Origin of the sequence: Streptomyces globisporus C-1027, from assembly GCF_000261345.2 — a bacterium.
In the GTDB taxonomy this organism is placed as follows: Bacteria; Actinomycetota; Actinomycetes; order Streptomycetales; family Streptomycetaceae; genus Streptomyces; species Streptomyces pakalii.
The window spans coordinates 6,769,463-6,788,828 of sequence record NZ_CP013738.1; the positions used below are offsets into that span (position 1 = coordinate 6,769,463).

Genomic DNA, 19,366 nt, shown 5'->3' on the forward strand with positions numbered 1-19,366 from the left:
ATGCGCTTCCGCCACCCGGACGGCTCGACCGTCCACCTCGCCTACTGCACCAACGTCCACCCCGCCGAAACCCTCGACGGCGTCCGCGCCCAGCTCCGCGACCACTGCGAACCCGTCCGCCGCCGACTCGGCCGGGACCGGCTCGGCATCGGCCTCTGGCTCGCCCGGGACGCCGCCCGCACCCTGATCAACGACCCCGCGGAACTGCGCGCCCTGCGCTCCGAACTCGACAGCCGCGGCCTGGAAGTGGTCACCCTCAACGGCTTCCCTTACGAAGGGTTCGGCGCCGACGAGGTCAAGTACCGGGTCTACCGGCCGGACTGGACCGACCCCGACCGCCTCGCCCACACCACCGACCTCGCCCGCCTCCTGGCCGCCCTGCTCCCCGACGACGCCACCGAGGGCACCATCTCCACCCTGCCCCTCGCCTGGCGCACTCCCTACGACGGCGACCCCGAGGCGGCCCGCACCGCGCGCTCCGCCCTCACCACCCTCGCCCAGCGCCTCGACGCCCTGGCCGAGATGACGGGCAAGTCCATCCGCATCGGCCTCGAACCGGAACCGGGCTGCACGGTCGAGACCACCGCCGACGCGATCGCCCCGCTCACCGACGTCGGCCACGACCGCATCGGCATCTGTGTCGACACCTGCCACCTCGCCACCTCCTTCGAGGACCCCGCGACCGCGCTCGACGCCCTGGCCGCCGCCGGTGTCCGCATCGTCAAGTCCCAGCTCTCCGCCGCCCTGCACGCCGAGGACCCGCATCTGCCCGAGGTCCGCACGGCGCTCGCCGCGTTCGCCGAACCCCGTTTCCTGCACCAGACCCGCACCAGCACCGCCGCCGGACTGCGCGGCACCGACGACCTCGACGAGGCCGTCGCCGGCCGGGCGCTCCCGGACTCCACCCCCTGGCGCGCCCACTTCCACGTACCGCTGCACGCACCCCCGGCGCCCCCGCTGACCTCGACGCTCCCCGTGCTCCGGGACGCGCTCGCCCGGCTCGTCGGCGGACCCGCGCCGCTGACCCGGCACCTGGAGGTCGAGACGTACACCTGGCAGGCGCTGCCCGCGGAGCTGCGGCCCCGCACCCGCACCCAGCTCGCCGACGGCATCGCCGCCGAACTCACCCTCGCCCGCGACCTCCTGGTCGACCTCGGCCTCAAGGAACTGCCATGAGCACGCCCGAACCCGGCACGGAAACCGCACAGGGGACCGGCGGCCCCACCCCCCTCCTCGTCCTCGACGTCGTCGGCCTCACCCCGCAGCTGCTGGCCCACATGCCGAACCTCCGGGCCCTGGGGGAACAGGGCGCGCAGGCCCCGCTGTCCACCGTGCTGCCCGCCGTCACCTGCGCCGCCCAGTCCACCTTCCTCACCGGCGCGATGCCCGCCGAACACGGCATCGTCGCCAACGGCTGGTACTTCCGGGAACTCGGCGACGTCCTTCTCTGGCGCCAGCACAACGGACTCGTCGAGGGCGACAAACTCTGGGACGCCGCCCGCCGCGCCCACCCCGGCTACACGGTCGCCAACATCTGCTGGTGGTACGCGATGGGCGCCGACACCGACTGGACCGTCACCCCGCGCCCCGTCTACTACGCCGACGGCCGCAAGGAACCCGACTGCTACACCCGGCCGCCCGCCCTGCACGACGAACTGACCGACAAACTCGGCACGTTCCCCCTCTTCCACTTCTGGGGCCCCGGCGCCGACCTGGTCTCCTCCCAGTGGATCATCGACGCCACCCGGCACATCATCGCCACCCGCACCCCCGACCTCGCCCTCTGCTACCTGCCGCACCTGGACTACGACCTCCAGCGCTTCGGCCCCGACGACCCCCGCTCCCACCGGGCCGCCGCCGACCTCGACCGGGCCGTCGCCCCGCTGCTGGCCGACGCCCGCGCCGAAGGCCGTACGGTCGTGGCGCTCTCCGAATACGGCATCACCCGCGTGAACCGCCCGATCGACATCAACCGGGCCCTGCGCCGGGCGGGCCTGCTGGAGGTCCACACCCAGGACGGCATGGAATACCTGGACCCGATGGCCTCACGCGCCTTCGCCGTCGCCGACCACCAGCTCGCCCACATCTACGTACGCCGCCCCGAGGACCTGGAGGCGACCCGGGCCGCCCTCGCGGACCTGCCCGGCATCGAGCAGCTCCTCGACGACGAGGGCAAGAAGGAGCACCACCTGGACCACCCCCGCTCCGGCGAACTGGTCGCCGTCGCGGAGAAGGACGCGTGGTTCACGTACTACTACTGGCTCGACGACGCGCGCGCCCCCGACTTCGCCCAGCTCGTCGAGATCCACCGCAAGCCCGGCTACGACCCCGTCGAGCTCTTCATGGACCCCGAGGACCCCTACGTCCGGGTCAAGGCCGTCTCGGCGGTCGCCCGCAAGAAGCTCGGCATGCGCTACCGCATGGCGGTCGTCCCGCTGGACCCCTCACCTATTCGCGGCAGCCACGGCCGCCTCCCCGAGAGCGACGACGAAGGTCCGCTCATCCTCTGCTCCACCCCCCACGCGTTCACCGACCGGGTCAGGGCCACCGAAGTGAAGTCCCTGCTCCTCCAGCTTGCCGGACTGCACTGACAACGCCCCGGCACCGCACTGCTCACCCCACGTCACCCAAGGGAGTCACGCGAAAATGAGCCGCCCCTCCAAGGACACCGAACTCGCCCGCAGACTGAGCCGCCGCAACATCCTCGGTGTCGCCGCCGGAGCCACCGCCGCCACGATCATCGGAACCGCGAACGCCCAGGCAGCCGACCGGGGTCAGGGCCACGGCCACGGCGACGACCACGGCCATGGGCACGGCCACGGCCACGGCAAGGGCAAGCCCGTCCTGCCCCCCGGCCGCCTCGGCATCCAGCTCTACAGCCTCCGCGACCAGATCTCCACGCTGGGCTTCGCGCCGGTCTTCGCCGAACTGGAGAAGTACGGCTACGACGAGATCGAACTCGCGGGCTACACCCAGGGCTCGGCCGGCCCCATCACCCTGGACCGGCTCAAGCGGCTGGCCCGGGACCACGGCCTCAACCCGATCGGCAGCCACGTCGGCTACTACGACGACAACAACCCCGGCGCGTACACCTTCGCCCAGAACCTGGAGAAGGTCCTCGACGACGCCCAGGCGCTCGGCCTCAAGCACATCGGCACGGCCTCAGGACCGTTCCGCTACGGCTCCACGGTGGACGGCTGGAAGCGCGCGGCCGACGACTTCAACAGGTACGGCGCCGCCGCCCGCAAGCGGGGCATGAAGTTCTACCAGCACAACCACGCCGAGGAGTTCTCCTTCGCGACCGACAAGCCGAACGTCCGCCTCTACGACGTCCTGCTCGCCGAGACCGACCCGGACCTCGTCTACCTGGAGATGGACATCTACTGGGCGTACTGCGCCCAGTTCCGCTTCAGCAAGCGCGTGGACGGCACCCGGGCCCCGCTCGACCCGCTGAAGTACGTCCTGAAGTACCCCAGCCGCTACCCCCTCTTCCACGTGAAGGACGGGGTCCGCGACGAGACGACCCGCGACGGCTACCGCATGTCGGACGTGGGCGACGGGGACATCGACTACAAGACGTTCCTGTCCAAGGTCACCAAGCGCACCCACCACGGCCGGACCTACCACCACTGGCAGGCCGAGCACGACAACCCGGTCGAGTCGCTCGCCTTCGCCCGCAAGTCCAGCGAGCACCTGCACTCGCTGCGCGAGGGCCGCTGCGGCGACTGATGCGCCAGGCCCGGCCCGCCGGAGGGATCTCGGCGGGCAGGGCCGCACCGCCCCCGTGCCTGCGCCCCTACCCGATGCCCTGCCGGTCCGGAAGCAGGGCGAACGCGCGGTCGGCGGCCACCGGAACGCCCCGCTCCATGGTCTGGACGAGCAGCTCACGATGTCTGGCCAGGGATGTCCTCCGGTCCTCGGGAACGATCAGCAGCAGATCGTCGAGCCCCGCCATGAGCCGCCGCGAGACCTGAGGGCTCCCGGCGAGACACCAGCGGATCTCCTCGAAGGCGAGATCCACCAGGTCGTCCCAGCCCGGACCGTCCTGCACGAGCCGCACCCGCCCGCCCCGGTCCCGGTGATACACGGTGCCGAGCGGCAGATGCGCCACGGCCGCGAGGAACTGCACGATCCGGTCCAGGCACTGCACAGCGGTGGTCGGATCGTTCACGGACGTGGAGAGCGCCCGCAGCGCGATGTCCACGAGCTGACGCAGCCCGAACGCCAGATCCTGGTGCAGCGTGCGCTCCACCGATACGGAGACGGCGTACCGCAGCCGGAGGCGGGGCGGCACGGCCCCGCCGTGAACGGCGAGCATCGGCGTCCCCGGCACGACGAAGTCCCCGATCCGGGGGATCACCCGCAACACCACGCCCTGCCGCCGCGCGGCCCGGACCAGCCGCGCCGTGTTCACGTCCCGCAGCACCCCGGCCCGCCCCTCGTACACCACGCGCGCCGTCTCGGGCCCCACCTCGTCGTCCCCCTGAGGCCCCCGCGGCATCCTGCCGAGAACCCGGAACGAGTCCCGCGCGATCCGGTCGACGACCGGCCCCACCTGCATCAGCCGCAGCGTCGAGCTCACGTAGACGACGAAGAGCAGCAGACTCATCCCGACGAGCACCAGGATCAGCAGGCTCTGCACCAGGGGGACCGACACCACCCGGCGCGGGTCCGTCTCGCTCTCGTACGAGGAGAGCACCAGCAGCGACACGAGGAACGTCGCCAGGAACACCGTCATCGTGAGCTTGCTGATCCGGCTCCTGACGAAGATCCGCACCACGCGGGGGGTGAGCTGGCCGCTGGCCATCTGCACCGCGACCAGCGAGATACTGAAGACCACACCGATGAAGGTCATCATCGCCGAGCTGACTGTGGTCACCACGGTCTTCGTGTCCTGGGAGAAACCGATGAGGTCCCCCAGCTCGTCGTAGGCCTCCTCCCGCTGGAACAGCCGGACGATCGCGTCGTCGAGTTCGGTGGCGACGAACCACAGGACGAACACGCAGACGAACCCCATGGTCGGGGCGAACCAGAACGTGTCGCGCAGATGCTCGCGCAGAGGGGACAGCGGGCGGGGCCGGCGGTAGCCGCGATCACTCATGAACGCGAAGGTAGCCCCGCGACCCCCACGGACCGGGCAGGCCGACCGCCCATCGGCCCGCCGCACCGCACTGACCACCGGATATACGGGTGAAGGGCACGCCGAACCCCTGGTATTGTTTTCCATGTCGCCGCGGGGAACACACCGCGAACGACAGACACCTTGTCCGGGTGGCGGAATGGCAGACGCGCTAGCTTGAGGTGCTAGTGCCCTTTATCGGGCGTGGGGGTTCAAGTCCCCCCTCGGACACCAGCTGAGACCCCTGTTGATCAGGGGTCTTTCGCTTTTCCGGACGGTGGCGCGGCCGGCCGCGCCACCGTCCGGCCCCGCGATGGCGCAGCCCGGGCGTCATGGCGGGGAGCGTGGCGACCGCCAGGCCAGGGTGACCGGGCTGGCCAGGGCTCCGAGGCGAATCGTTTGCCCCGGCCCGCACCGAGTAGGGGCCGGCCCGGCGCCCGGCGCCCGGCGCCCGGCGGGTCAGCGGCTCCGCGTCGACGGCGCGGGGTGCGGGGGACCGGAGACCCCGTCGCGCCGATGGTGGGATCCGTCGAGCGGCTGGGGCCGGGGGCCGGAGGCGGTCCGCTCCGCCAGGGGGGCGATGCCCGCGGCAAGTGTCCGGCCCCAGGCCCGGTAGCCCTGCGGCGAGAGGTTGAAGCGGTCCGCCGCCAGCCATTCCGCGGGGATGCGGGGAGGCAGTCCCGCAGGCAGGTGATACGTAGCGGTGTGATGGGCCGCCACGGCCATCAACTGCCGGTCCAGGAGCCACAGGTAGCCCCTCATGATGCGGTCGACGCCCGGCTCCGCGTCCTCGGAGGGGTCGAGGGAGGGCAACCCGGCGAACACGACGGGCACGTGGTGGCCCAGGCGCAGGCGGATGTCGCGCACCAGGCGTGTCACATCGCGCCGGAAGGCGATGGGACCGCGCAGTTGCCGTGCGTCGGCGATGCCCACCGCCACCAGGACGAGGTCGGGCGTCCAGCGTGTCAGCGGATCGGTCAGCTGCGGTACCAGACCTCGGCGGACCGCCTCCGCGGTGGCTCCGGCCTTCGCAGTCACCCGCCAGGACACGCCCTGGCCGGTCAGTGCCGTCAGCGCGGGGGCGAGTTGCCCGGCGAGCGCCTCCCGGTGGCTGAGCGCGCCGACGCCGGCGGCCGCCGAGTCGCCGAGGACGGCGAGGCGCATCGGAGGCCCGTGGCCTTCGGTGGTCCCGTGGACGTCACCGTCGGCCTCGGCGAGCGGCGTCCCTCTTCGCGGTGGCAGCTCGAACATTCCCCACACCCTTCTCCGGCCCATAACGGCGTTATGTGTCCGCTTCATAACAGCGTTACAGTGGGCTGGTGTCAACCCCCAAGAGAGACCCTTCCGAGGTGCGCCGCCGCCTGCTGAACGAGGCGGCCCGCGTTCTGTCCGAGGGAGGTCCCGCCGCACTCAGCGCCCGTAGGCTGGCCAAGGAGGCCGAGACCTCGACCATGGCCGTCTACACCCATTTCGGTTCGATGCCCGAACTGGTGCGGGCCCTGACGCGAGAGGGGTTCGACCGCTTCCTGGTGCGCGTGGAGGCCGTGCCCCGGAACGACGACCCGGTGGCCGAGCTGGCCGAACTCTGCGGTGTCTACCAGGCGTTCGCCCGGGCCGAACGCGACGTCTACGCCGTCCTCTTCGGCGGGTCCACCCTGCTCGGCTTCACACTCACCGACGAGGACCGCGCGATGGGCGTGGCCGTTCTGCGCCACCCGCGGGACGCCATCCGGCGCTGCATCGCCGCCGGGCGCTTCCGCCGGAACGCCGACCCCGACCTCCTGGTGCGCCAGCTCTTCTGCCAGATGCACGGGCTGGCTCAGCTGGACCACGTCGGCTACCTGGTGGGGGTGCACGGTCCGGACCGGGTGCTGGCCGCCATGATCCAGGACTTCGCCGTCGCGGCCGGTGACCCCGCCGCCGCGGCGATGCGGTCGGTCGCGGCCGGACTGGGCCGGGGGGATTCCCCCGGCTGAGGCCGGCAGGATCTCCCGGGCCGGGGCATGCGGCACTTCCCGGGCCGAGGCGCGCGGAACTCGTCGGCAGGGGGCCGCGGTAGCTCTCGGCCCCCGAGCGGTCTCGCTTTTGATGATGTACCGGACCACGGTGCATTGATCACATTAATGTTGCGTACGTTCCGGCGTGACAAGTGAGGGGACTGCACGGTGGGTTCAACGGGATCGATGCGCGACGACATCGCGATCGTGGGGATGGCCTGCCGGTTCCCGGGAGCGCTGAACGTGAATCAGTACTGGCGGCTCCTGATGGACCCGCGCGCGCAGTTCGGCAGGGTGCCCGACACGAGGTGGCGCAGGGCCGCTCTGTTCAGCGACGACCCCCGCGACGCGTCCGCCGCCTATACGGACACGATGGCACTTCTGCCGGACGTGGGCCACTTCGACGCGGAGCACTACGGGGTGCCGCCACGCCGGGCCAGGTCGCTGGACCCACAGCACCGGCTGCTCATCGATCTGGCGCGCGAGGCGATCCAGGACGCGGGATGGGAGACCGGCGGGTTCGACCGGGAGGAGACGTCGGTGATCACCGCGCTCACCGAGTCCGGATACCGCCAGCTCAGCACCATGGGGATCCGGATGCGCCAGCTCGCCGGTGGCGAGTTCGGGGCGCGGGCCACGGGCACGAAGTGGCAGGAGAGCGTCGGGGCGGTGGACGAGCTGCACGGTTCGTCCGCGGCCGGGCTCCTCCTCAACATGGGGCCGAACAGCATCAGTTCGATCTTCGGCCTGCACGGCGAGAGCTTCGCGCTCGACTCGGCCTGCTCCGGAGGTCTCACCGCCGTGGCCAACGCCGTGTACGCGCTGCGCGCGGGGCGCTGCCGTATCGCCCTGGCCGGTGGCGCGCAGTTGATCCTCACGCCCGACCTGCTCGTGGGGCTGTGCCGGATCGGGGCCGTCTCGCGCACCGGACGGTGCCTGCCGTTCGGCGCGCAGGCCGACGGGTTCGTCCTCGGCGAGGGGGCGGGCCTCCTGGTCCTGCGCCCGCTGGCCGACGCACAGGCGGCCGATGACCGGGTCTACGCCGTGATCCGGGGTGTGGGAGCCGCAAACGACGGAGCCGTCCCGGGAGGCATGCGTCCGCAGGCGGCCGGTCAACTGCGCGCCCTGCGAAGGGCCTACCGTGACGCGGATCTGGCCCCGGACTCCGTGGGCTACCTGGAAGCGCACGGGACCGGGACCGAGGTCGGTGATCCCGTCGAGAGGGACGCCCTGCGGCAACTGCGGGCAGGGTGGCACGCCCCGGCCCATCTCGGCGCCGTGAAGGCGGTCCTGGGGCACTCGCTCGCGGCGGCGGGGATGGCCGGACTCATCAAGACGGTCCTGGCGGTGCACCGGGGCGTGATACCTCCGCAGCCGCCGTTCGAGACGGCGGAGCCCGCCGGACTTCGGGCCGCCGGTCTTGTCGTTCCCCGGGCGCCGACCGAGTGGGGCGGCGCGGGGCAGCCGCGCCGAGCGGGAGTGAGCGCGTTCGGGTTCGGCGGCATGGGTGTGCACCTGGTGGTGGAGGAGAGCCCCCCTTCCCCGGTGGCGGCCCACGGGCCCACGGCCGGCGCTGCGGCGGAGCGGGGCGACCAGTTGCTGGTGCTCGACGCCCGCGACCGGGCCGGGCTGGCCCGCTTCGCCCGGGAGGTGGCCCACACCATCGGCGCCGACGGACTGCCCGCGGCCCAAGTGGCGGACACCCTGGCGCGGCGCGCGCCGCTCACGGAGCGCCTGGCCGTGGTGGCACGGGACGCCGCGACCGCCGCCGACGCGCTTCTGTCGGCGGCGGCCGCCCTGGAAGCGGGCCGCAGCGGAGAGCTCGGCCCCGGGCAGGCGGCTGGTACGGCGCCTGCCGGCGGCTGGTCCGCCGATACCGTGCTCCCGGCCCCGCCGACGCCCGACCGGGGCGGCGCGATGCCACCGGCCGATCTCGCGCTGCGGGCCGTCACCGGTCAGGGGCTTCGCGCGGCGCCGGGGCCGCTGAGCCCGTGCACGCTGCCGCCGAGCCCCCTCGCTCCCCGCCACCACTGGGTGGTGGACCTGTCGGCCCGGGATCTCGGGGAGGCCCCGTGCCCGGCGCCCGTCCCCCGCGGCCCGGCCGCCGGGGACGGGCCCGCGGTGTCGGTCGTCCTCGAGGAGGTCTCGCGCACGAGCGTTCTCCCCCTCCACGATCTGAACCGCCGGATGGCGCTGACGAGCGACCTCGGGTTCGACTCCCTCATGCTCCAGGAGCTGGAGGCCGGCCTCGGCAAGAGAGTCCCGGGCTTCACCACCGACGAGATGTACGCGACGGGCCTGACCGTCGAGCGGCTGATCGCGCTGGTCGAGGCCCACGGGGTGCCGGACTCGGTTTCCGGTTCGCCACCGCTCCGCCCGGCTCGGACGGAGGGGGAGGCCGCACAGCCCGAGCCGTTCACGTCCGAGGAGCCGGGACGCTGGAGCGCGGCGACCGCGTGCATCGACGACTTCCCGGAGGTGGCCCGGTTCGAGGAGCGGGCGGACGCCCTCCTCCGCGGCGGCGCCGACTTCCCGTACTTCCGGGTCCACGAGGGAAACATCCTGGACAGGACTGTGGTCGGGGGCCGGGAGTTCCTCTCCTTCGGCAGCTACAACTACCTCGGCCTGTCGGGCCATCCGGAGGTCGGCGAGGCCGCGCGTCGTGCGGTGGACCGGTACGGCACGTCGGTCTCGGCGAGCAGGGTGCTGTCCGGCGAGCGGGAGCTGACCGTACGACTCGAGCGGACTCTCGCCGATTTCCTCGGGGTGGAGGACTGCCTCGTCCTGGTGAGCGGCTACTCCACCAACGTGACGGCGCTGGGGCACCTCCTCGGACCGGACGACCTGGTGCTGCACGACGCGCTCGCGCACAACAGCATCCTGCGGGGCTGCGCGCTGTCGGGAGCGGCGCGGCGTCCCTTCGCGCACAACGACACGGCTGCGCTGGAGCGCCTGCTCCGGGCCAACCGGGCCCGGTACCGGAGAGTGCTCATCGTGGTCGAGGGCGCCTACAGCATGGACGGTGATCTGGTCGATCTGCCCGCCGTCATCGAGCTGAAGAAGCGTTACGGTGCCCTGCTGATGGTGGACGAGGCGCACAGCGTCGGCACGGTGGGGGAGTGCGGGCGCGGCGTGGGGGAGTTCTTCGGCGTCGAGCGTTCCGATGTCGACCTGTGGATGGGCACGCTCTCCAAAGCGTTCGCCAGCTGCGGAGGGTACCTGGGGGGCTCGGCGCGGACGGTGCGCTGGCTGCGCCACACGCTGCCCGGTTTCGTCTACAGCGTCGGGCTGAGTCCGGCCAACGCCGCCGCGGCGCTGGCGGCGGCCGAGGTGATCGTCGCGGAGCCCGGACGGGTGCGTGCCCTGCGGCACAACGCGGACCTCTTCCGTGACCTGGCCGTATCGGCCGGTCTGCCGATCGGGACCAGCCGCCACACGCCGATCGTGCCGTGTGTCCTCGGCGACTCGGACCGGACGCTGCGCGTCGCCGACCGGATCTACGCCAGGGGGGTCATCGCCGACGCGATATTCCATCCGGCGGTCGAGGAGGGGCAGGCGCGGCTGCGGTTCTTCATCACCAGCGAACACCGTGTGGACGACATCGGCCGAGCGGTGCGCATCCTGGCCGAGGAGGTGGCTTCCCGTGGTGACTGATGTCGTCGGCGGCGGCCCGGGGAGAGCCGCCCGACGGTTTGGCGGGGCGCCTGCCTCAGAACAGCGTCCGTTCGACGCGCAGCAGCGCGGCGGACTGCCCGTGCGCGCCGCTGTCGGCGGGGACCGGGCCGTCACCGAGGCGTTCCCCGGCGCCGGTGCTCGGCCGGGAGAGGAGGTAGGCGATGAGCTCGGCCTCCTGTTCCTGCACATCGTCGTAGGTGGTGCGCTGAAGCATGTCCCGTACGAGATCGGGGTCGAGGTTGGGGAAGAGCGAGCGGGCGCTCGCCTCGTCCAGCCAGCCGGCCCCTCGGTGGCAGCAGATGATGTGGCCCAGTTCGTGCAGGATGATGTGGTCCTGATGGGCGCTGTTGGTGTTGGCGTCGTAGAAGATCAGGTCCTCGTCGCAGGCGGCCACCCACATGCCGCAGGGGTGGAAGGCGGGCATGCGCATCCGGATCAGTTTGATGGGGCGGTTGCGGATCTCGCCGAGGTGGCGGCAGAGCTCGGAGACCCCCGCTCCCGCCGGAAGGCCGAGTTCGGCTATGCGCCGTGCGCCGTCCTTGCGGAGCCTCCTGAGCTGGCTACGCCGCTTGCGGTCCGAGGCCCTCATTCGGCCTCCGCGACGTCGGTGACCGGCGGCAGCCCCTGCATCTTGCGGTACTGGTCCATGACCGCCATGACGGCCTGAAGGCTCTCCTTCTCCATGCCGGCGGCTCGCATGGCCACGGAGCGGACGCCGGCCTGTCGGAGCGCCTCGATGGCGGCGGCCTCGGACAGAACGGATTCCGCGACCTTGTCGTCGAAGAAGTACGCGACGGAGACACCGAAGAACCGGGACAGAGCGGCCAGCAGGTCGGGTGAGGGGTTGGAACGCGCACCCGTCCGCAGCTGCGACAAGTACACGCCGCCGACCTTGAGTGCCGGGTTGATCTGCTTCAGCTCCGCCGCGACCTCGGCATTCGTCCAGGTTCTGCCCTTGGGGCGCACCGACTTGAAGATGTCGTCCAAGCGCACGGCCAGGACGGGGCGTTCATCTGTTTTCGACACCGATCATCTCCTTCCGCCTAAGTAGTTTAGCGGACAGTTACTCACGGGTTTCCCGGATTAGCTGTCAGTTGACAATCCAGCGAGATTCCGCCAATCTTGGGCCTGCGAGTAACTGTCAGTGACTCCCTTGATGAGGGCCGAAGTTGACAGCGAACCGTGAAGGCCAGGGGGGCCGTCACGGGGTGGGCCGGACGAGAGAGCGCTCGTCGGCGCAACGGGGGGAAAGCACCGTGGGAATGGCAGTGGACCAGCCTGACCTGAACGTGGCGGGAAACCGGGTGGAAAGTGAACACGCGGTTCAAGTGGAACAGGCACTGCTTCAAGCCAGAACTCTGATCGAGTCCACCGTCGTGCTGCACCGTCGCCGCTCGGTGGCCGACACGGTTGCGGTCGCGCGGAACGGCGCGGCACACCTGGGCGAGTCCGTCGAGCGCCTGATCGCCCGGGGACGCCACGCGGTCTCGGTCACCCTGGTCGGGCACGGCGAGTTCACCGAATCGGTTCTGCGGGTGCTGGGCGAAAAGCCGGGCCGGGCGGTCGTACGCGTGCTGTGCACGGCCGAGATCGCGTCGGACGTGGCCGAGAGGCTGGCCGGTCTCCCGGCCGAGCGGACGGAGGTCCGGGTCTCCGACAGCGCTCTGCGCGCCGTGCTCGTCGTCGACGGTTTCGCGGCCCTGATGCCGGCCAACTGCGTCGGCGGCGGGGAGCAGTTCGCCGTCGTCAACGACATGGCCACGGTCCGCGCCCTGGAGCTCCTCTTCGCCGGTACCTGGGGCGCGGCCCGCAGGCTGGAGGACCATCTGCGGCTCAGCCCGCGCCTGCGCCTGGAGCTCGTCCGGACGATCCTGGAGCGGCTGCGCGCGGGGCACACGGACGAGGCCGCCGCCCACGAGATCAATGTGTCGCTGCGCACCTACCGGCGATACGTCGCGGAGATACTGCGTGACCTCGACGCCATTTCCCGGTTCCAGGCCGGTGCTCGCGCGGTGCAGCTCGGCCTGCTGCCCGCGTGACCGAGTGGGCCCGGCCGCCCGGCCGCCCGCCCGTGAATCGCACTGAACAGGGTGCGCCGCCCAGGCGTGGGGCGCATCGGGAAAGGACGCGGAGACGTGCTGGACCGACGCGAGGACAAACTCGAACTGGCGTTGCTCGAGGTGCAGGCGCTCATCGAGTCGTCCGTCGCCATGCACCGTGCGCACACGGCCCAGGAGCAACTGATCGCATCGGTGGCCGGTGAGTACGGTGCGGTGCTGGAAACCGCCCAGAACCTGATCAACGGGGCCACGCGCAGCATCGACATCGTTCACGCACGCCGACCGAGCGCGGCGGACCAGGCCGCGCGCCGGTCGGACCGGGTCGAGCGAGAACTGCTCCGCACGGCGGCCGACGGCATCGCGATCCGTCTGCTCACCACACCGGCCCTCCTCGACGTCGACTTCGTACGCGAACAGGTCGGCAGGGAAAGGCCGGTGGCGGTCCGCGTCGCGCGGATGCCTCCGCTGCAGGCGCTGATCGTCGACGGCGCCGCCGCCTTCGTGGTCACCGAGTCCGCCGTGGGCCGCAGGTGCTCGGTGGTCCGGGAACCGGAGGTGCTGCGCACGCTCCAGGCCTTCTTCCAGAGCGTGTGGAGCGACGCGACACCCGCCGGGGACAGCACCGCCTTCGACGGACGGGGCTGGCCGGCCCTCGTCCACCGTGTTCTGGCCGCGCTGGAGAGCGGAGTCACCGACGAGATAGCGGCCCGTGAGAACGCCGTGTCCGTGCGGACCTACCGGCGCCATGTCGCCGAGGTGATGGCGTTTCTCGGGGCGACCTCCCGTTTCCAGGCCGGAGTGAGGGCCGCCGAACTCGGCCTGCTCCCGGCCCCGCAGTCCTACGCCAACCGCCCTTCGCGCAGCCGCCCGGACAGCTGAATCCGCCGGGCCCACGGAGGCCCGGCCTGCCCGGACCACCCGGCCGACCGGCCGGGAGCGTGCCGCGGCCGCTCCCGCGACCGGTCGGACGTCGCGACCCGCCCCCTCGTGGCGACGGCTCGGCACGGCCGGCCGGCGGTCGCGCCGAGGGGGAGAACACCGAGATCGACTGAGCCACGTGCCCGTGCGGCACCGGTCGGGAGCCATGCTGTGAACACCGTGAAAACGCTCTGCTTCGTCGTCGCGGCGCTCTCCTCCTACGCGGCCCTGGCCTACCGGTCGGTGCAGCTGCGGCGCTGCCGCCACGACAGCTCCCGCCGCGTCCTGGTCGTCACTCTGCTGTTGCAGTGCCTGACCTTCTCGATGGGCATCGTCGCCACAGTGGGCGACAGCTTCCTGGGAGTCCCGAACCTGGCCGTGCTGGTGATGCACGTGTCGGCGGTCGCGTTCTGCGTGGGCGCCCAGATCATCCTGCTGCGCTGGGCGACGGAACAGCGGGAGGCCAGGAGCGGGGCCCGCCGCTGGATGGCCACGGGCCTCGTCCTCGGCGCGCTTCTGACCGGGCTGTTCCTCCTCGCCGACGGCCCGGGCCGCCCGGCGTCGGACTTCAACACCGGCAGCGGACATCCCTGGGTACTCGTCTACCTCCTGGTGTTCATCGGGTCCCAGACAGTTCCCTGCGTCACCATCCTCCGGCAGTTCCGGGTCTACACCCGTTCGACGCCCAAAGCCCAGGTGCGGCAGGCGCTGCGCCTGCTCTCGGCGGCCGCCGCGATCCTGTTCCTCTACTGCGTGGCCAGGGCCGTCAACGTGCTGACCTCGGCCTGCGGGATCGACATCGGGGCCTGGCAGGGCGCGGCCTCCGTCCTCAGCGCGGCGGGCATCGTCGTCCTGTCGCTGGGGCTGACCACGCCCGCCTGGGAGGGCATGGCGGCCAGCGCGGCCCAGTGGCGCTCCCGCTACCGTTCCCACCGCACCCTGTACCCCCTCTGGCGGGACCTGTACGAGTCCTTCCCGGGCATAGCGCTGGAACCGCCCCGCTCCGCCTCGCTCCTCCACCTCCGCTACCGGCTGCACCGCAGGACCGTGGAGATACGGGACGGCCGGAGGGCGCTGCGGCCCTACACCGGCCCCGCCCCCGAAGGCGCGGCCGGAGCGGAGGCCGACGACGAGGAACGGCAGGCCTTCGCCGAAGCGGCGCGGATCAGGCGGGCGCTGCAGGTCAGACGGGCCGGCGCCCGTCCTCACGACAGCAAGGACCCTGGGGACCTGGGCCACCCCGACACGGTCAGCTTCGCCGCCGAGGTGGCCTGGCTCACCAAGGTCGCATCGGCGTACCGGGAACTCGGCAGGTCGGAGGAACGGCCGACCGGGTGACGTCCGCACCGCTCCTCCTTCTTCTGGGAACCACCCCCGCACTCCTGGAGACCACCGGACGCTCTCAGGACTCGATCAGCCGAACGAACCGCACCGTGTCGAAGATGTCCTCCATCCGGATGGCTCTGCCGTCGCGCAGCGTCCAGGAGTGGACGAAGTCGAGCGTCTCGGTGCGGCCGCTCAACGACGTGACCTGACGTACACCGAACACGACCACGCGGTCGCCCGAGCTGATGAACTCCCGCGGTTCCAGGCGCATTCCGCCCAGCACGGCCGGGACTCCGGCCAGGAACTCCCGTACGCCGGCGTGGCCGGTCCTGGTCCCGCCGAGGCCGTGGTCCGCCAGTCCGGCGGGGTGCACCCACTCGACCGCAGGGTCGAGCTGCGCCAGCAGAGCCTCCACATCGCGGCGGTGGAAGGCGCGGTACGCGGCGTGAATCGTTTCGAGATGGTCCGTCCGGTGCGGCACGGGCCGGTCTGCCCTTGCGTTCATCACCGCTCCAGGTGTTCGGGATGGAGCGCGCCGAGGGTGCGCCGTATGCCCTCGCGCCAGGTCGTCGTGCAGGGGCCGGTCAGGCTGCGGCGCAGTGTCGGGTCGAACCGGTAGGTCTCCCGGGTCACTTCGCTCTCCACGAGCTTGGCCGGGACGCCGGTCAGGCGCTCCAGGTGCCGCAGGCAGTCGGTCATCCCCACCGATTCGTCCCCGCCCCAGTTGACCAGCGTGGTCGCGACCGAAGCCGCCTCCCACAGTGCGGGGACCTGGGCCACGAGGTCGTCCGTGTACAGCGGGGAGAACCAGTTCTGCTGTCCGTCCAACGGCACGGGGATGGTCTCGCCGGCGAGCATCCGCTTGAAGTACAGCATCGGGACGCCACCGTAACCACCGGGCCCGTAGGCGATGTTCAGCCGGGCGATGGTGGTGGGCAGGCCGAGCATCCTGGCGAACGTGCGCACGGTGCCCTCGGTCGCGATCTTCCCGACCGGGTAGGCGGGCAGCCAGTCGGCCACCCCGTCGACGGGATCGGTCTCGGTGTACGCGTGGTCCAGGGTCTGCCGGGCGTAGACGGCGCCGCTGGAGATGTACAGGAACGCCTCGGCGGTCCGGCAGTGCGCCATCAGCCGCCCCGCGGCGAGCGAGTTCACTTCGATGGCGGCGTTGAAGTCGCCGTCCTCGCCGCGGCGGACCGCGGAGTGCACGACATGGGTGAAGTCCCGCGGCAGGCCGATGAGGCCGTCCCGGGCGACGTCGTCCATGTCCCAGCGCCAGGTGTTGATCCCCAGGACGTTCAACTGGCGCTCGACGCCCGGTGTGCCGAACCTGCCCAGACACCAGACTTCGTTCCCGGCGGCGAGCGCTTCGGCCAGGGGGCGGGCCACCTGGCCCGTGCCGCCCGTGACGAGGATCTTCTTCGCGTTCACGGCCGTCCCTCCGCATCGCCCATGGACCGGTCGAGTTCACGGCGCAGGACCGCCTGGAACGCGGCCACGTGGCGGGGGCCCATGAGCGTGTAGTGCTCACCCGGCACGTCGACGTAGCGGTTGTTCCCGGTGGCGTGCTCGTCCCAGCGGCGCAGTTCGTCGCGCAGCCAGTCCTCCTTGGAGCCCCGCAGGGGGATGGCGTAGAAGACGGTCATGGACCGGACGCTGCCGCTCGGCTCGTAGTCGCGGCCGAGACGCGTGAGGTCGGCTGCCAGTCGCGCCCAGGCACCGAACTTGCCCGGATCGAGGTCCAGTTCGGTGATCCTGCCCGGTGGGGCGAGATCGAGGAGACGGGAAAGCTGCTCCTTCTGTGGCAGTCCCCGCAGCCGCCCGGGCAGTTCGACGGACCGCTTCCTGTCGATCAGGCCCAGGAAGAAGGCGAGGTTCACCGCCGTCTCGACGAAGTCGAGTTCGTTCATGCGGCGTCTGATGTGCGGGGGGAGGTTGAAGCTGCCGACGAAGTCGACCCGTTCGCCGGCGGCCTCCAGGACCTTCGCGATCTCGAAGGCCACCGCGCCGCCGAAGGAGTACCCGGCGACGGCGTACGGGCCGTGCGGCTGACGCTCCCGGATGGCCGCCACGTACGTCTCGACCATCTCCGCGAAGGAGGTGAAGGGCTTCTCGCCCTCGTTGAGGCCGCGGGCGCGCAGCGCGTAGAAGGGGCGGTCGCCCACGAAGTACTGGGCGAGGTTGACGAAGACCAGTACCTCGCCGACCCCGGGGTGCACACAGAACAGCGGGGTCTTCTCGCCGCTGAGCTGCATCGGCACGACGGGGTCGTACGGCTGTTCCTCCGGCCGGACGTCCTCGGACAGCTGCGCGGCGAGCGCGCGCACGGTGGGGGCCCTCAGCACGTCGATGATCCGCAGTCCGTGGGCGCCCAGGCGCTGGGCGACCCTGGTGCGCAGCCGCAGGATGTCCAGGGACGTCCCGCCCAGGTCGAAGAAGTTCGCATGGGCGCTGACCGAGCCCGGGCCGGTGTCGAACAGTTCGGCGTAGATCTCGGCCAGCGCCTGCTCGGTCCCGCCCTCGGGCGCCGTGTAGCCGCCGAGTCTGCGCCGGGTGAGCTCGGCCACCTGCCGTACGACGTCGTCGTAGGCGCCCGCCTCCAGCCGCTCACGCATCAGCGCGCGCCGGATCTTGCCGAGGCTGGTCTTGGGGAAGGCGTCCTTCGGCAGCGGGAGGATCAGGGACGGCCGGAACCCCCAGTGCATGACCGCGGTGGCGCGCACAGCGGCCAGCGCTCGGAAGAGGTGCGTGTCGTCGTCCTCGTCGGCCATCTCCCGCGCGTGGTGGAAGGCGATCACCAGATGTTCCGTGTCGCTTCCGGTGGGCCGGGTCGGGAAGGCGGCGACGTACGAGCGCGACACCCCGTCCAACTCTTGGAGAGCGGCTTCGAGTTCGTGGCTGAAGTAGCTGACCCCGTTGACGACGACGCTGTCCTTGCTGCGGCCCACCAGGGTCAGCCGGCCGTTGTCGATACGCCCGAGGTCGCCGCTGCGGAACCAGCCGCCCTCGGCGCGTGAGTCCGCGGTGGCCCGTTCGTCCTGGTGGTAGCCGGGGCTGATCATGGGGCCGGACAGCTGGAGCTCGCCGACATGGCCCGCGGGCACCGGCCGGTCCTGCTCGTCGACGACGCGGATGCTCAGCCCTTCGACGGGTGCCCCGAGGTTGGCGAACTCCGCGTCGGAGTCCGCTTGGGGGAAGTGCAGGGAGTAGATGCTCCCCGCGCAGGTCTCGGTCATCCCGAAGGCCGGCCACAGGGCGTCGGGCGCGAGACCGTGGGCCGCGAAGCGATCCAGGAAGGCGCGGCCGGTGGCGACGACGACGGCCTCGCCCCCGCTGACGATGTGCCGTACCCGGCTCAGGTCGAAGGTTTCGGCGCCGGGGCGGGAGGCGGTCAACAGGCCCAGCAGGAAGTTGGGGGTGAAGGTCATCGTCACGCCGTGCAGCGAGACGAGCCGCAGGAATTCCAAGGGCTCGCCGAGTATGACGGCCGATTCGACGTGCAGTTGGCGGCAGCCCGCGTAGATCGGCAGCAGATGGCATTCCAGCAGGGCCGCCACATGGTCGAAGGAGATCCAGTTGAGGGTGGTGTCCGCCGCGGTGAGCCGGTGGTAGCCGTTCTTGCCCGCCATGGCCGCCAGCAGATTGGCGTGCGTGAGGGTCACCGCCTTGGGGCTGCCGGTGGAACCCGACGTCAGGACCAGTACGGCCGTGTCGCCGGGCGCCGCCTCGTGCAGCTCGGCGGCCGGCTCATGCCCGTACAGCGCGTCCAGCGTGATCACACGGACGCCGTCCACCCGGGGGAGTTCGGCGGCGAGCACGGCGTCGGTGAGCACCAGAGGGCGGTCCAGCAGCCGGTCCACATGGCGGAGCTGCGTGGTCCAGCGGTCCGGGTCGCCGTGCACGGGAGCGAGCGGGCAGGGAATGAGGCCGCCCAGCACGCACGCCCAGAACGCGGTGAGGAATTCCTGCGGATTCTCCAGACACAGTACGACCCTGTCCTGTGCGACGGCGCCCAGGGAACGCAGTGCGGCGAGGAATTCGCGGGACCTGGTCAACAAATCCGCATAACTCTGGGAGACATACGGACCCCCTGCACCGCCCTGACAGTAGTCAAGGCCTGAATCCGGTCGGTTCCGCGCAGCCCGGGTCAGAAGGCCGGCGATATTGCGTGGCGGCGAATCGGTCACTTTCTCTCCGGTCCTCTCCGTTCCTGTCGCACGTCGGCCGGTCGTGCGGGTCTCGGGGAGAACAGTAGGTCCCACTCGCCGCGA

General features: G+C 71.4%; 15 protein-coding genes and 1 tRNA gene. 9 read left to right on the forward strand and 7 right to left on the reverse strand.

The window, feature by feature from the left end; translation table 11 throughout:
- The 3 genes from eboE to WQO_RS29875 are packed head-to-tail and all read left to right on the forward strand — an operon-like array spanning position 1 to position 3,729.
- Positions 1-1,176: a metabolite traffic protein EboE gene (gene eboE / locus WQO_RS29865; protein ID WP_010058263.1), complete on the forward strand. Its 1,176-nt coding sequence runs from the start codon at positions 1-3 to the stop codon at positions 1,174-1,176.
- On the forward strand, positions 1,173-2,591 hold the full coding sequence (locus WQO_RS29870) for an alkaline phosphatase family protein (RefSeq protein ID WP_010058262.1): 1,419 nt from the start codon (positions 1,173-1,175) through the stop codon (positions 2,589-2,591). The genes eboE and WQO_RS29870 overlap by 4 nt, the downstream gene beginning before the upstream one ends.
- Before the next feature lie 55 nt (positions 2,592-2,646).
- Positions 2,647-3,729, forward strand: coding sequence for a sugar phosphate isomerase/epimerase family protein (locus tag WQO_RS29875; RefSeq protein WP_010058261.1), 1,083 nt, complete (start codon positions 2,647-2,649; stop codon positions 3,727-3,729).
- A gap of 67 nt (positions 3,730-3,796) precedes the next feature.
- Here WQO_RS29875 and WQO_RS29880 read toward each other — a convergent pair whose 3' ends face one another.
- Positions 3,797-5,101: a DUF2254 domain-containing protein gene (locus WQO_RS29880; RefSeq protein WP_010058260.1), complete on the reverse strand. Its 1,305-nt coding sequence runs from the start codon at positions 5,099-5,101 to the stop codon at positions 3,797-3,799.
- A 164-nt stretch (positions 5,102-5,265) separates the two neighbouring features.
- Here WQO_RS29880 and WQO_RS29885 point away from each other — a divergent pair.
- Positions 5,266-5,353 (forward strand) — tRNA-Leu (locus WQO_RS29885).
- Between the two features lie 225 nt (positions 5,354-5,578).
- On the opposite strand, the gene WQO_RS29890 is transcribed toward WQO_RS29885, so the two are convergent.
- Positions 5,579-6,370, reverse strand: a complete 792-nt coding sequence (locus WQO_RS29890; RefSeq protein WP_010058259.1) for an SGNH/GDSL hydrolase family protein — start codon at positions 6,368-6,370, stop codon at positions 5,579-5,581.
- A gap of 68 nt (positions 6,371-6,438) precedes the next feature.
- Here WQO_RS29890 and WQO_RS29895 point away from each other — a divergent pair, with 68 nt between their 5' ends.
- Positions 6,439-7,095, forward strand: coding sequence for a TetR/AcrR family transcriptional regulator (locus WQO_RS29895; protein WP_029182067.1), 657 nt, complete (start codon positions 6,439-6,441; stop codon positions 7,093-7,095).
- A gap of 207 nt (positions 7,096-7,302) precedes the next feature.
- Positions 7,303-10,770 carry an aminotransferase class I/II-fold pyridoxal phosphate-dependent enzyme gene (locus WQO_RS29900; RefSeq protein WP_010058256.1) on the forward strand — a complete coding sequence of 1,156 codons (3,468 nt, stop codon included), beginning with the start codon at positions 7,303-7,305 and terminating at the stop codon, positions 10,768-10,770.
- Positions 10,771-10,825: 55 nt separating this feature from the next.
- Here WQO_RS29900 and WQO_RS29905 read toward each other — a convergent pair whose 3' ends face one another.
- Positions 10,826-11,380, reverse strand: a complete 555-nt coding sequence (locus WQO_RS29905) for a hypothetical protein (RefSeq protein ID WP_010058255.1) — start codon at positions 11,378-11,380, stop codon at positions 10,826-10,828.
- The gene (locus WQO_RS29910; protein WP_010058254.1) at positions 11,377-11,817 is read right to left on the reverse strand and encodes a helix-turn-helix domain-containing protein; all 441 of its coding nucleotides are present in this window, start codon (positions 11,815-11,817) and stop codon (positions 11,377-11,379) included. The genes WQO_RS29905 and WQO_RS29910 overlap by 4 nt, the downstream gene beginning before the upstream one ends.
- A 302-nt stretch (positions 11,818-12,119) precedes the next feature.
- Here WQO_RS29910 and WQO_RS29915 point away from each other — a divergent pair, with 302 nt between their 5' ends.
- From WQO_RS29915 to WQO_RS29925, 3 genes are all read left to right on the forward strand, one after another.
- A complete protein-coding gene (locus WQO_RS29915; protein WP_010058253.1) occupies positions 12,120-12,830 on the forward strand; it encodes a helix-turn-helix domain-containing protein in 711 nt (236 codons plus the stop codon).
- 96 nt (positions 12,831-12,926) lie between these two features.
- Positions 12,927-13,730 (forward strand): LuxR family transcriptional regulator, encoded by an 804-nt coding sequence (locus WQO_RS29920; protein ID WP_010058252.1) that lies wholly within the window; start codon positions 12,927-12,929, stop codon positions 13,728-13,730.
- A 210-nt stretch (positions 13,731-13,940) separates the two neighbouring features.
- Entirely contained in the window at positions 13,941-15,107 is a 1,167-nt protein-coding gene (locus WQO_RS29925; protein ID WP_010058251.1) for an MAB_1171c family putative transporter, read from the forward strand.
- A 64-nt stretch (positions 15,108-15,171) separates the two neighbouring features.
- Here WQO_RS29925 and WQO_RS29930 read toward each other — a convergent pair whose 3' ends face one another.
- From WQO_RS29930 to WQO_RS29940, 3 genes are read right to left on the reverse strand one after another with little or no spacing between them, the layout of a single operon-like run.
- Positions 15,172-15,600, reverse strand: coding sequence for a nuclear transport factor 2 family protein (locus tag WQO_RS29930; protein ID WP_050992258.1), 429 nt, complete (start codon positions 15,598-15,600; stop codon positions 15,172-15,174).
- Complete coding sequence (locus WQO_RS29935) at positions 15,600-16,526, reverse strand: NAD-dependent epimerase/dehydratase family protein (RefSeq protein WP_010058248.1); 927 nt, start codon at positions 16,524-16,526, stop codon at positions 15,600-15,602. Before WQO_RS29935 ends, WQO_RS29930 begins: the two co-directional genes overlap by 1 nt.
- A complete protein-coding gene (locus WQO_RS29940) occupies positions 16,523-19,150 on the reverse strand; it encodes an AMP-binding protein (RefSeq protein ID WP_010058246.1) in 2,628 nt (875 codons plus the stop codon). Before WQO_RS29940 ends, WQO_RS29935 begins: the two co-directional genes overlap by 4 nt.
- Positions 19,151-19,366: the final 216 nt, after the last annotated feature.